This is a genomic window from Bradyrhizobium guangzhouense (genome assembly GCF_004114955.1).
Lineage (GTDB): Bacteria > Pseudomonadota > Alphaproteobacteria > Rhizobiales > Xanthobacteraceae > Bradyrhizobium > Bradyrhizobium guangzhouense.
Genome location: NZ_CP030053.1, coordinates 2,426,986 through 2,439,950 on the forward strand (window position 1 = coordinate 2,426,986; position 12,965 = coordinate 2,439,950).

Below are 12,965 nucleotides of genomic sequence, written 5' to 3' on the forward strand. Positions count from 1 at the left end.
CACCCGGCGTTGCGCATCTATAGACGCCCCAGAACAAGCGCATCGCCAGCGCGAAACTTGCGATGAGCCGTCTTACGAGCGCCTGCTTGGGAGGTCTCCAGTTTGCGATCTCGATGACCTCGGGCGTGTCGTTGTCGGATTTCGGCTTTGCGGAGCCCTGCGTTCCCGACAGGACGACTGTGTGCATGTCGAGGGCGATCGCATTGGCGATCGCACCGAGATAGATCGCCGTCGTGCTAGGGTCCGGCGGATAGAATTCTGTCGCGAGAATGAAACTGGGAGCTTTCGCCACGCCGTTATCCGTTTACCAGAAGGGGCAAGATGAAATCTCGCAGATTTCCGCCCGGAAAGGCGTGGCCCGGGAGGCCTGCGGCGCGCGCTGCTTCGATGTCCGATGGATTGTCACCGACTACGAAGCTCCGGCTCGCGTCGACGGGAAACTTGTTCAGAAGGTCGATGATCATGCCGGGCTGCGGCTTGCGGCGTTCGCTGACGCGTCGGTAACGTTCGATGCTTCCCTCGGGATGAAACGGACAATATTCGAAAGCATCGATGCGTGCACCCTGGGCCTCCAGTTCACGCGCCATCCAGTTGTGTAGCCGATGTATGTCGGCCTCTTCGTAGATGCCCCTGGCTACGCCCGATTGGTTGGTGATCACGAAGGCAAAATAGCCGGCTTCGTTGGCCGCTTTGATGGCCTCAATCGCGCCATCGATCCAGACGAATTTATCGATCTCGAACAGATAATCGGTGTCGACATTCAGAACGCCGTCACGATCGAAGAAAACAGCCGGGCGCAACGTCTGGTCAATCGCCGGGCTCTGTCTATCTTGGGACATTTCGGCTCGAGTTTGTGAGTCTCTGATGGGCGCGAAGCCGCCACTGCGGCTAATTGCATGTGCCAGTATCACGATTGGGTCCCGGGTCCAATCCGTCTCCGCGCACCCGGCATCCCGGTTTTCGGGGCGTTCCCCGGGGTTGACCCGCCCTGGGTGATATGGCCAAGAAGGGGCACGGGAATGCGCTTCGTTCGGCGCTCTGCATGCATCCATGAATTCTAAATGTTGCGAGAACTAGGTCGGCTATGACTCAACGCGTCGCTCTCATCACCGGTGTGACCGGCCAGGACGGTGCCTATCTGGCCGAGCATCTGCTGTCGCTCGGTTATGTCGTGCACGGCATCAAGCGGCGGTCATCCTCGTTCAACACCGCGCGCGTCGATCACCTCTATCAGGACCCGCATGTCGGCGACGTGCCGTTCATGATGCATTACGGCGACATGACGGATTCGACCAATCTGATCCGCCTGGTGCAACAGATCCGGCCGACCGAGATCTACAATCTCGCCGCCCAGAGTCACGTCGGCGTCAGCTTTGAGAGCCCAGAATACACCGCCAATGCCGACGGCATCGGCGTGCTGAGGCTCCTGGAAGCGATCCGCATTCTCGGCATGGAGAAGGACACGCGGTTCTACCAGGCCTCGACCTCCGAGCTCTACGGCCTCGTGCAGGAAATCCCGCAGAAAGAGACCACGCCATTCTATCCACGCTCGCCTTACGGCGTCGCAAAGCTCTACGGCTACTGGATCACGGTGAACTACCGCGAAGCCTACGGGATGTTTGCCTCCAACGGTATCCTGTTCAACCATGAGAGCCCGATCCGCGGTGAGACCTTCGTTACCCGCAAGATCACCCGCGGCGTGGCTCGCATCGAGGTCGGCTTGGAACAGACGCTCTATCTTGGCAATCTTGAGGCCAAGCGAGACTGGGGCCATGCCAAGGACTACGTCGAGGGCATGCACATGATCCTTCAAGCCGACGAGCCCGACGATTTCGTGCTCGCCACCGGCGAGATGCACTCGGTGCGTGAGATGGTCGAGCTGTCCTTCGCGCAGGTCGGCCGCCACATCGAATGGCGCGGCGCCGGCGTGGACGAGACCGGCATCGACGCCAAGAGCGGCAAGGTAGTGGTGAAGATCGACCCAACCTATTTCCGCCCGACCGAGGTCGATCTCCTCATCGGCGATGCCTGCAAGGCGCAGCAGGTTCTGGGCTGGAAGCCGAAGCGGACTTTTGCGCAGCTCGTCGAGGAGATGATGGCGAGCGATGTGGCCGAGGCAAAGCGGGATGTCGTCAATGGCAAGCGTACCGTTTGAGCTGAAAGGCAAAAGCGTCTACGTCGCTGGCCATCGCGGCATGGTGGGCAGCGCGATTGTGCGTCGGCTGGCGCGGGAGAATGTCAATCTCGTCACCGTCGACCGGCGCGAGGTCGATCTCTGCAACCAGGCCCAAGTGTTCGACTGGTTCGCCCGCGCGCGGCCGCAGGTGATTTTCCTCGCCGCGGCCAAGGTCGGCGGCATCGTCGCCAACAACACGCTGCGCGCCGAGTTCATCTACGACAACATCGCGATCGCCGCGAACGTGATCCAGGCCGCGCATCAAAACGGCGCCGAGAAGTTGATGTTCCTCGGCTCGTCCTGCATCTATCCGAAGCTGGCGCCGCAGCCGCTGCGCGAGGATGCCGTCCTCACCGGTCCGCTGGAGCCGACCAACGAGCCCTATGCGATCGCCAAGATCGCCGGCATCAAGATGGCGGAGGCCTATCGCAGCCAGTACGGCAGCGACTTCATCAACGTGATGCCGACCAACCTCTACGGCCCCGGCGACAATTATCATCCCGAATTGAGCCACGTCGTCGCAGCCCTGATCCGCCGCTTCCACGAGGCGAAAGAGTCCGGCGCCAAGAGCGTCGTCGTCTGGGGCACCGGGACGCCGCGGCGCGAGTTCCTCTATGTCGACGACATGGCGGATGCCTGCGTGCATCTGATGAAGACCTATTCCGGCAGCGACCTCATCAATATCGGCACCGGCGAGGACATCGCCATCGCCGAGTTCGCGCGCGTGGTCGCCGGGATCGTCGGCTACCGCGGCGAGATTTCGTTCGACACCTCGCGCCCCGACGGCACGCCGCGCAAGCTGCTCGATGTCAGCAGGCTCGACAAGCTCGGCTGGCGCGCGACGACGCCGCTTCACGACGGCTTGAAGCGCGCCTACGAGGCGTACCTACGACCGGCCGAACAGTCATGAGCAGACACAGGCGGGACGATTACCGCTCGTCTGCGATCACCTTGCCGTCGTTCGGCAGCGCCCCTGGGCTAACCAGCTCGACGGCGCCGCCGAGCTTGGTCACGGCCCGCAGGCTGCTCGCGATCTCTTCACGCAGCGTGTCGTCCAAAGTGCAGGTCTCGGCCTTCAGCGTCATCGCGTCGGCCTCGCCCTGGCGGGTGACGACAAGGCGCAGTCGTCCGAGCGCGGGATGGCGCTTGCCGATTTCGGCGATCTGCTCGGGGCGTACGAACATGCCCTTGACTTTGGTGGTCTGGTCGGCACGGCCCATCCAGCCCTTGATGCGCATATTGGTGCGCCCGCACGGGCTCGTGCCCGGCAGGGACGCAGTGAGGTCGCCGAGCGCCAGTCGAATCCAGGGATGATGCGGATCGAGCGAGGTCACTACGATGTCGCCGACATCGCCCGGCGCCACCGGATCGCCGGTGCCCGGTTTGACGATCTCCATGATCAGGTCCTCGTTGACGACCATGCCGTCGCGTGCCTCGGTCTCGAACGCGATGAGGCCAAGATCGGCCGTGCCGAACGCCTGGTAGGCGTCGATGCCGCGTGCCTTGATCTCGGCCTGGAGGGAGGGCGGGAATGCTGCGCCCGAGACCAGCGCGCGCTTGATCGAGGAGAGGTCGCAGCCGGCGGTCGCGGCGGCATCGAGCAGGATCTTCAGGAAATCGGGCGTGCCGCTGTAGCCCACGGGCCGGTAGGCCTCGATCAGCTCGAATTGCTGCTCGGTATTACCAGGGCCGGCGGGGATCACGGCGCAGCCGAGCGCGCGTGCGGAGGAATCGAAGATGAAGCCGCCGGGGGTGAGGTGGTAGCTGAATGTGTTGAGCACGATATCCTGGGGGCGGAACCCGGCGGCAAACAGCGCCCGCGCGCCGCGCCAGGGGTCGGCCTGGCGTCCTTCCGGCTCGAAGATCGGGCCCGGGGAGGTGAACAGGCGCGCGAACGACCCGGGGGCTGCCGCAACGAAGCCGCCGAAGGGCTGGGCGGCCTTGTGCAGGGCCGGCAGTTCCGATTTGCGCAGCACCGGCAGGCGTGCCAGCGCTGCCCTGGAGGTCACGGAGGCGGGATCGATCCCCTTGAACCGCTCGGCATAGGCAGGTGCGGCCATGGCGCTGCGCAGCACGTCCGGCAGGCGGGCGAACAGATCGGCCTCGCGCGCCGCAGGCTCGCGCGTCTCGAGGGCGTCGTAATGGGCGGTCATGGCAGATCTTTCCGGGTTGGCATCCGTTGCACGCCGCCGCTTGCATGGGTATCAGACGGCCATTGGTAGGGCGTGGAGAGAACGCGATGGCGGACGAGAGCATCATTCCGGTAGAGGAGGCGGCTGGGGTCGTCGCGCGCCTGAAGCGCCGCATGATCGAGGACGCGATCCCGCTGTGGTCGACCGTCGGCTTGGACCACGCCACCGGTGGTTTCATCGACCGGTTGCATCGCGACGGCACCGCTGACGTCTCCGCGCCGCGGCGCGTGTTCGTGCAGGCGCGGCAAATCTATTGCTACGCCAAGGCGGCGCAGATGGGGTGGTATCCGCAAGGCCGCGCCATCGCGCTGAAAGGGCTCGAATACATGCTCGCGAAGGCCAAGGCGCCCGACGGCAAGCCTGGCTATGTGCACCGTCTGACGCCTGAAGGCACGGTGCTGGACTCGCGGCGCGATGCCTACGATCACGCCTTCATCCTGTTTGCGCTGGCGACCGTTTATTCGCTCGACAAGGACGCGCAAGTTCGCGCCGAGATCGACGCGTTGCTTGCCTTCCTCGACGGCCATCTGCGTTCGCCGCATGGCGGCGTCCACGAGGGCCTGCCGGTGTCGCTGCCGCGCCGGCAGAACCCGCACATGCATCTGTTCGAGGCGATGATCGCGTGTTTCGACGCGACCCATGATCTGTCGTTCCAGAATCGCGCCGGCGAGTTCTTCGCGCTGTTCCTCGCCAATCTCTACGACAAGCGGACGTGCGCGCTCGGGGAATATTTCGAGGAGGATTGGTCGAAGATCGCGCCCGTCAGCGTCGAGGCCGGCCACCAGGCGGAGTGGGTCTGGCTGCTGAAAGGGTTTGAGCGCATCACCGGCTGCCCGACCGGACAGCGGCGCGCCGAGTTGCTTGCGACCGCGATGCGCTACCGCGATGCGGCTACCGGCTGTCTCGTCGACGAGGGCGACGATGCCGGCAACATCCGCCGCTCGACGCGCCGGCTGTGGCCGCAGACCGAGATCGCGAAGGCGTGGATCGCGCAGGCCGAGTCCGGCGAGGCGGGCGCGGCGGAGCAAGCGCGCGCGGCGCTGGTGCGGCTCGAGCGACACTACCTCAGCCATCCCGTGCGGGGCGGCTGGTACGACCAGTTCGACAGCGACGGAAAATCGCTGATCGACACCATTCCTGCGTCGTCGTTCTATCATGTTCTCTGCGCGGTCACGGAAGCGGATCAGGTGCTCGGTTGAGAATTAAAGCCACCGTTTGCGCCGCTTGAAGCTCTTGAGGTTCTTGAAGCTCTTGCGCTGGTCGCCGGCGCCGCCGAGATAGAATTCCTTGACGTCCTCGTTGTCGCGCAACTCGTCGGCGGTACCGTCGAGCACGACCTTGCCCTGCTCCATGATGTAGCCGTGGCTTGCCACCGACAGCGCGGCGCGCGCGTTCTGCTCGACCAGCAGGATGGTGACGCCGAGGTCGCGGTTGATCTTCTGGATGATGGAGAACACCTCCTTCACCAGCAGCGGCGACAGGCCCATCGAGGGTTCGTCCATCAAGATCATCTTCGGGCGCGCCATCAGCGCGCGGCCGATCGCCAGCATCTGCTGCTCGCCGCCGGAGAGATAGCCGGCCAATCCGGTCCGCTCCTTCAGGCGCGGAAAATAATTGAAGACCATGTCGAGGTCGGCATCGACCCCACGGTCTTTGCGGGTGAAGGCGCCGAGCCTGAGGTTTTCCAGCGACGTCATGTCGGCGACGATGCGCCGGCCCTCCATCACCTGGAAAATGCCGCGGCGGACGATCTTGTCGGGATCGATGCCAGCGATGGGCTCGCCCTCGAACAGGATCTCGCCGCGCGTGACGTCGCCGTCCTCGGTCTTGAGCAGGCCCGAGATCGCCTTCAGCGTCGTCGACTTGCCGGCGCCGTTGGCCCCGAGCAGCGCGACGATCGCGCCCTTGGGCACGTCGAGGCTGAGGCCGCGCAGCACCAGGATGACATCGTCATAGACGACCTCGATGTTGCGCACGGCGAGGAGGGACGGGGGTGGTACGGCGGTCGGCTTGGCGCGAGATGTCTCGAGGGTGTCGGTCATGCTTTATGACTCCGCTGTCGTCGCCCGGCTTGACCGGGCGACCCAGTATTCCAGAGGCGCCGGAGACTCATCGAGAAGCCGCGGCGTACTGGATCCCCCGCCTTTCGCGGGGGATGACAGTTGTGCGTAGGGAAACGGCGAGGCTCACCAGCCAAACCATTCCGGCTTGCGAGGCAGATCGACCGATTTGACCTTCTCCAGCTTGATCGAGCCTTTGCCCATCAGATCGTTGATGTCGCCATCGGTCGCGCCCGACACCCTCGTGCGATAGAGATCGACCTTCATGGTCCCGCGATGGTCTTTCTCGGTCCAGGTCGAGGGATTGCAGACGCCTTCCATCCCGGCCGGCACCCAGTCCTTTTTCTGGTAGAAGCCCTTGGCGACGTTCTCGCCGGTGGCACCGCCGTTCTTGGCCGCCCAATCGAGTGCTTCCTTCATGTAGAGCGCCGAGCAGACGGCCGCGACGTAGTGCACGGGGCGGTAGACCTTGCCGGTGGGATCGGACATCTTGGAGATTTCCATCACCGTCTTCATGCCGGGCGCATCGCCGCCCCAGCTCACGGCCGTGCGTAGGGGAAACACCACCCCGTCGGCGGCGTCGCCGGCAGCCTTGGCGCCGGCCTCGTCCATGCCCCAGACGTTGCCGAGGAACTGGACGTCCACGTTCGCCGCCTTGCAGGCCTTCAGCACCGACACGTTGGACTGAGGCGTATTGCCGAGATAGGCGTAATTCGCACCCGAGCTCTTCAGGCTCAGGCACTGGCTGCTGTAGTCGCCGGGGCTCAGCGCGAAGACCAGCGGTGGCAGAACTTCGAAGCCGAGCTCGGTGGCCAGCGCCTCGCCGGCAGCCTTCGGGGCGTTAGGATAGGGATGGTTGGCGCCCATGTGGACGTATTTCGGCTTGCCGGGCTTGCCCTTGGCCTTCCAGTCTTCGGCCGCCCACATCAGCATCGCACGCAGCGCGTCCGAATAGGTGGGACCGTAGAAGAAATTATAGGGCGCAGGCTTGGCCTTGCCGCTGGTGCCCTCAGGATCCGACAGGGCTGCTGCGTATGAGCCGGACATATCAGGGATCTTGTCCTGGGCGAGGAAGCCGGTCAGTGCTTCGGTATCCGCCGTGCCCCAGCCCATGATGGCGGCAACCTTGTTGTCCGGTGCTGACCACTTCTTGTAGAGCGCGATCGCGCGCGGCACCTGGTAGCCGTAGTCGTTGGTGTCGACGTTCAACTGTTTGCCGCCGACGCCGCCGTTCTTGTTGACCCAGGCGAAGGTGTCGGCAACGGCCTGCCCGAACGGTGTGCCGACGTCGGCGGTACCCCCCGAGCGGTCTTCAAGATGGCCAATCGCGATCTGCGCCTGCGCGCTCGCAGAAAATGCGGCGATCGCGAGCGCGAGTGAGGCGGTGCTCAAAAGGGCCTTTGTCTTCATTGGTCGTCTCCTCCTGTTATTGGTTTGTCGAGATAGCCGCGCTCAATAAGAGAACGGGTAGAGTTTCCAATAGGCCTTGATCTGACGCCAGCGATGGGCAAGCCCATCAGGCTCGAACATCAGGAACACGATGATGATGAGCCCGATCGCGATCTCGCGCAGGAAGGTCAGGTTATTGTTGAGCGACAGCGCCTGATCGATCGCGCCGCCCTTAAGGTGCAGGCTCATCCATTCCATGGATTCCGGCAGCAGCACCACGAAGGCGGTGCCCATCAGCGTGCCCATGATCGAGCCGGTGCCGCCGATGATGATCATGGCCAGGAACAGGATCGAGCGCTCGATGCCGAAGCCTTCCTGCGACACGACCTGCTGGTAATGCGCGTAGAGCGCGCCGGCAATTCCGGCGAAGAAGGCGGCGAGGCCAAATGACAGCGTGCGGTATTTGGTGAGGTTGATGCCCATGATTTCGGCGGAGAGATAATGGTCGCGGATCGCCACCAGTGCCCGGCCGTCGCGCGTGCGCATCAGGTTGGTAACGAGAATGTAGCTCGCGAGCACATAGGCCAGCACGACGTAGAAATATTGCTTATCGCCGTGCAGCGTATAGCCGAAGATCGAGAACGGATTTGCGCTTGCCGGCACCGAGCCGCCGGAAAACCATTCGGCGCGGGAGAAGAAGTCGAGCAGGATGTATTGCGCGGCGAGCGTCGCAATGACGAGATAGAGACCCTTGAGCCGCGCCGCGGGAATACCGAAGATCAGCCCGACCAGCGCGGTGACGACGCCGGCGAGCGGGATCGCGAAGAACACCGGGATCGGCGCGTTGTTGGAGATGTAGGCGGACGTGAAGGCGCCGAGTAGGAAGAAGGCGGCGTGGCCGATGGAGATCTGGCCGGTGAAGCCGACCAGAATGTTGAGGCCAAGCGCCGCGATCGAGAAGATGCCGATCTGGATCAGGATGCTGAGCCAGTAGCCGCCGAGAACCTGCGGCACGAGGCAGAGCAGCAGCACGCCTAGAATCGCGAAGTTGCGGCTGGTCGTGGTCGGGAAGATCGTGGTGTCGGCCGCGTAGGAGGTGCGGAAATCACCAGCAGGGATGAGGGCAGGGCCGGCCATGGATCAGATCCGCTCGATGTCGTGGGTGCCGAACAGGCCGTAAGGCTTGATCATCAGCACGATGATGAGGACGTAGAACGGCGCGATCTCGTAGAGATTGCCCCAGTGCAGGTACTGGCTGTCGACATATTGCGCGACGTTCTCGAGCAGGCCGATGATGATGCCGCCGAGCACGGCGCCGCCGACGGAATCCAGCCCGCCCAGGATCGCCGCCGGAAACACCTTGATGCCGTAGGCCGCAAGGCCCGACGAAACGCCGTTCACCACGGCGACGACGACGCCTGCGACCGCCGAGACGGTCGCCGAGATCGCCCAGGCCATCGCGAACACGCTCTTCACGGAGATGCCGAGCGACTGCGCCACCTGCTGGTTGAACGCGGTGGCCCGCATCGCAAGGCCGTACTTCGAGGCGCGGAAGAACCAGGCCATGCCGATCATCATCGCGAGCGAGACGACGAGGCTCATGACATAGACGGTCTGGATCTGGAGGCCGAACAGTCCGACGGACTGGCTCTCGAACACGCGCGGGAACGGCTGCGGATTGACGCCGAACATCCATTTCAACGTCGCCTGCAGCACGGTAGAGAGGCCGATCGTCACCATGATGACGGAAATGATGGGCTCGCCGATCATCGGCCGCAGGATGAGGACCTGGATCGCGATGCCGAACACGAACATGAACACCAGCGTGATCGGCATGCCGATCCAGAACGGCACCTGGTATTTGGCCAGCAGCGCCCAGCACACCCAGGCGCCGACCAGCAGCAGCTCGCCTTGCGCAAAATTGACGACCTGCGTCGCCTTGTAGATCAGCACGAATGACATCGCGACCACGCCATAGAGCGTGCCGACCACGAGACCGTTGACCAGGAGCTGAATGAGGAAGGCGGTGTTCATGTTGATTCCGTGCTATCTTCGCCTCTCTCCGCTTGCGGGGAGAGGCCGACGCGCGGAACGCGCGGCGGGTGAGGGGGAGTGGCGTGCTTGTCTGGCTGCATCACTCCGCAGCCTCCGCCATGGGCCCACGGCCGCCGAGATCCACCACACGCAATGTCGTCCGCACGCGCTGCGTGGTGCCATCCTGGAAGCGGATCACGGTGTCGACGGGGATGTCGGCATCGCCGCGATAGATGGCGTCGATGATTTCAGCGTATTTCTCGTTGATGACGCCGCGGCGCACCTTTCGGGTGCGGGTGAGCTCGCCGTCGTCGGCGTCGAGCTCCTTGTATAGCAAGAGGAAACGCGAGATGCGTTGCGCCGGTGGCAGCGTGGCGTTGACGGTCTCGACTTCCTTCTGAACCAGCGCATACACCTCAGGGCGGGAGGCGAGGTCGCTATAGGTCGTGAAGGAGAGCCGATTCTTCTCCGCCCATTTCGAGATAATGGAGTAGCGGATGCAGATCATCGCCGCGAGCGCGTCGCGGCCGGCGCCCAGCACCACGGCTTCGGCGATATAGGGCGAGAACTTCAGCTTGTTCTCGATGAACTGCGGCGAGAAGCGCTCGCCGCGCGAGGTCTCGGCGAGGTCCTTGATGCGGTCGATGACGACGAGCTGCTTGTTATCGTTGAAATAGCCGGCGTCGCCCGACAGCATCCAGCCGTCCCTGATGTCGGCAACGCTCGCTTCCGGGTTCTTGTAATAGCCGAGGAACATGTTGGGGTGCCGCACCACGATCTCGCCGACGCCATGGACGTCGGCATTGTCGATGCGGATCTCGACATTGTCGGCCATCGGCACGCCTGTCGTGTCGGGGTCGACCTTGCCCTCGGGGTGGAGCGTGTATGCCCCTAACAATTCCGTCTGACCGTAGAGTGTGCGCAGCGGCACGCCCATCGCCTGGAAGAACTTGAACGTATCGGGCCCGAGCGCTGCGCCGCCGGTCGCGGCGGAGCGCAGCCGCGTGAACCCGAGCCGGTCGCGGAGCGCACGGAACAGGATCGCGTCGGCAAAGCCGGAGCGCTTGCCCTGTTCGAGTGCGGCGAGGCCACTGTTCATGCCGATATCGAACAGGCGCTGCTTGAACGGCGTCGCATCCATCACTTTGGCGCGGACGTCGGCGGCGATGGATTCCCAGACGCGGGGCGCAAAGAGCACGAATGTCGGCGCGATCTCGCGCAGATCGTTCATCATGGTGTCAGGCTCTTCGACGAAGTTGATCTTCATCCGGCAGAGCAGGCCTTTGCCGAGCACGTAGACCTGTTCCATGATCCAGGGCAGCGGCAGCACCGAGACGTATTCGTCGTCGGGTCCCTTCGGATCGAAGGCGAGATAGGTCGCGCAATGGCCGAGCACGCGGCCGGCGGCGAGCATCGCGAGTTTCGGATGCGACGTCGTGCCCGACGTGGTGCAGAGGATCGCGACGTCCTCACCTTTGGTGGCATCGACAAGGCGGTCGTAGAGCTCCGGCTCGCGCGCGGCCCGGGCGCGGCCGAGCTTGGCAAACTTCTCCGCCGACATCAGGCGCGGGTCGTCATATTTCCGCATGCCGCGCGGGTCGGAATAGATGATGTGCTTGAGATCAGGCACGCGCTCGGCCAGCGCCAGCAGCTTGTCGACCTGCTCCTCGTCCTCGGCGAAGACCAGCTGCGCTTCGCCGTAGTTGAGGAGATAGGAGGCCTCTTCGTCGAGGACGTCGCGATAGAGCCCGAGGCTCAGTCCGCCGATCGCGTGGGTGGCTACCTCCGCCGCCACCCAGTCCGGCCTGTTATCGCCGATAATGCCGATGACATCGCCGCGGCCAAGGCCCAGCTCGATCAGGCCGAGCGCGAAGTCGCGCACGCGGGTCTGGTAATCGGTCCAAGTGAAGGGACGCCAGAGGCCGAGGTCCTTTTCGCGCAGCGCGATCTCGTTGCCATGCTCCTTCGCGTTCAGGCGGAGCATCTTCGGATAGGTGTCGGCCTGCGTGACGCGCCCTGCGTAATCCATCATGCCGCGCTCTCCTGTGCCGGCGGGGCATCATCGGGATCGACCAGAACCTCGTCCTCTTCGCCGAGATAGGCGCGCTTGACGTGCGGGTCGGCAAGAACGGCAGCCGGATCGCCCTCGGCGATCTTGCGACCGAAATCCAGCACCATGACGCGGTGGGAGATGTCCATCACGACGCCCATGTCGTGCTCGATCATCACCACCGTCATCCCGAACTCCTCGTTGAGATCGACGATGTAGCGGGCCATGTCCTCCTTCTCCTCGAAGTTCATGCCGGCCATCGGCTCGTCGAGGAGGATGAGGCGCGGCTCCAGCGCCATGGCGCGGGCGAGCTCGACGCGCTTGCGCAGGCCGTAGGAGAGGGTGCCGGCCGTCGCCTTGCGCACCGACTGGAGGTCAAGGAAGTCGATGATCTCCTCGACCTTGCGGCGATGCGCGAGCTCTTCCTTGCGCGCGCCGGTGAGCCAGTACAGCGAGCCGGTGAGAAAGTTGTTCTTGAGCAGGTGATGGCGCCCGACCATGATGTTGTCGAGCACGCTCATATGGTGGAACAGCGCCAGGTTCTGGAAGGTGCGGCCGATGCCGAGCTTGGGGCGCGCATTCGGCGTCAGCCCCGTGATGTCGCGGCCCTGGTAGAACAGCTGGCCTTCAGTCGGCTTATAGCGGCCGGAAATACAATTCACGATCGAGGTCTTGCCGGCGCCGTTGGGGCCGATGATCGAGAACAGCTCGCCCTCGCGGATCGAGAAGCTGACGTCGGTCAGCGCGCGAACGCCGCCGAATCGCAAGGACACGCCGCGCACTTCGAGACTGGTAGCCACCAAACAATTCCCTCCCGGTGATGGCGCATTCAGCGGCGCTCTTCGTCGATTCTTCCCGAGCGATCCTAGTACGGTCGTCCCGGTGAGGCCATGCAGCACATGGTCCCGACCAGACCCGCTCCGCTTTCGCCCCGTTTGGGATCAAAAGCCGCATCGCCCGAGGTGGTTCTCAATAGGGGAAAGCGCTATTTTGAAATGTCTCCGGCCTGACAATTCTGCGACAAAGTTTTCGGGCGGCCGCGGTCTCCCTCTTTCGTAGGATGG

At 63.8% G+C, this 12,965-nt stretch carries 11 protein-coding genes; 3 read left to right on the forward strand and 8 right to left on the reverse strand.

What is annotated here, in order from left to right; genetic code table 11:
* Positions 1 to 296 precede the first annotated feature (296 nt).
* On the reverse strand, positions 297 to 911 hold the full coding sequence (locus XH91_RS11635) for a D-glycero-alpha-D-manno-heptose-1,7-bisphosphate 7-phosphatase (protein WP_347339928.1): 615 nt from the start codon (positions 909 to 911) through the stop codon (positions 297 to 299).
* Positions 912 to 1,084: 173 nt separating this feature from the next.
* Between XH91_RS11635 and gmd the strand changes: the two genes are divergently transcribed.
* A complete protein-coding gene (gmd, locus tag XH91_RS11640) occupies positions 1,085 to 2,155 on the forward strand; it encodes a GDP-mannose 4,6-dehydratase (RefSeq protein ID WP_128950726.1) in 1,071 nt (356 codons plus the stop codon).
* Positions 2,136 to 3,086 carry a GDP-L-fucose synthase gene (gene fcl / locus XH91_RS11645; RefSeq protein WP_430648548.1) on the forward strand — a complete coding sequence of 317 codons (951 nt, stop codon included), beginning with the start codon at positions 2,136 to 2,138 and terminating at the stop codon, positions 3,084 to 3,086. Before gmd ends, fcl begins: the two co-directional genes overlap by 20 nt.
* A 19-nt stretch (positions 3,087 to 3,105) precedes the next feature.
* On the opposite strand, the gene XH91_RS11650 is transcribed toward fcl, so the two are convergent.
* Positions 3,106 to 4,329, reverse strand: a complete 1,224-nt coding sequence (locus XH91_RS11650) for a phenylacetate--CoA ligase family protein (RefSeq protein ID WP_128950728.1) — start codon at positions 4,327 to 4,329, stop codon at positions 3,106 to 3,108.
* 86 nt (positions 4,330 to 4,415) lie between these two features.
* Between XH91_RS11650 and XH91_RS11655 the strand changes: the two genes are divergently transcribed.
* On the forward strand, positions 4,416 to 5,567 hold the full coding sequence (locus XH91_RS11655; RefSeq protein WP_164938265.1) for an AGE family epimerase/isomerase: 1,152 nt from the start codon (positions 4,416 to 4,418) through the stop codon (positions 5,565 to 5,567).
* A 3-nt stretch (positions 5,568 to 5,570) separates the two neighbouring features.
* Here XH91_RS11655 and XH91_RS11660 read toward each other — a convergent pair whose 3' ends face one another.
* The 6 genes from XH91_RS11660 to XH91_RS11685 all read right to left on the reverse strand — a co-directional run bounded on the left by XH91_RS11660 (position 5,571) and on the right by XH91_RS11685 (position 12,701).
* Positions 5,571 to 6,410: an ABC transporter ATP-binding protein gene (locus XH91_RS11660; RefSeq protein ID WP_128950730.1), complete on the reverse strand. Its 840-nt coding sequence runs from the start codon at positions 6,408 to 6,410 to the stop codon at positions 5,571 to 5,573.
* Between the two features lie 144 nt (positions 6,411 to 6,554).
* Entirely contained in the window at positions 6,555 to 7,838 is a 1,284-nt protein-coding gene (locus XH91_RS11665; RefSeq protein ID WP_128950731.1) for an ABC transporter substrate-binding protein, read from the reverse strand.
* 42 nt (positions 7,839 to 7,880) lie between these two features.
* On the reverse strand, positions 7,881 to 8,954 hold the full coding sequence (locus tag XH91_RS11670; RefSeq protein WP_128950732.1) for a branched-chain amino acid ABC transporter permease: 1,074 nt from the start codon (positions 8,952 to 8,954) through the stop codon (positions 7,881 to 7,883).
* A 3-nt stretch (positions 8,955 to 8,957) separates the two neighbouring features.
* Positions 8,958 to 9,851, reverse strand: a complete 894-nt coding sequence (locus tag XH91_RS11675) for a branched-chain amino acid ABC transporter permease (RefSeq protein ID WP_057749289.1) — start codon at positions 9,849 to 9,851, stop codon at positions 8,958 to 8,960.
* 100 nt (positions 9,852 to 9,951) lie between these two features.
* On the reverse strand, positions 9,952 to 11,883 hold the full coding sequence (locus XH91_RS11680) for a long-chain fatty acid--CoA ligase (protein ID WP_128950733.1): 1,932 nt from the start codon (positions 11,881 to 11,883) through the stop codon (positions 9,952 to 9,954).
* Complete coding sequence (locus XH91_RS11685) at positions 11,880 to 12,701, reverse strand: ABC transporter ATP-binding protein (protein WP_128950734.1); 822 nt, start codon at positions 12,699 to 12,701, stop codon at positions 11,880 to 11,882. The genes XH91_RS11680 and XH91_RS11685 overlap by 4 nt, the downstream gene beginning before the upstream one ends.
* Positions 12,702 to 12,965 lie beyond the last annotated feature (264 nt).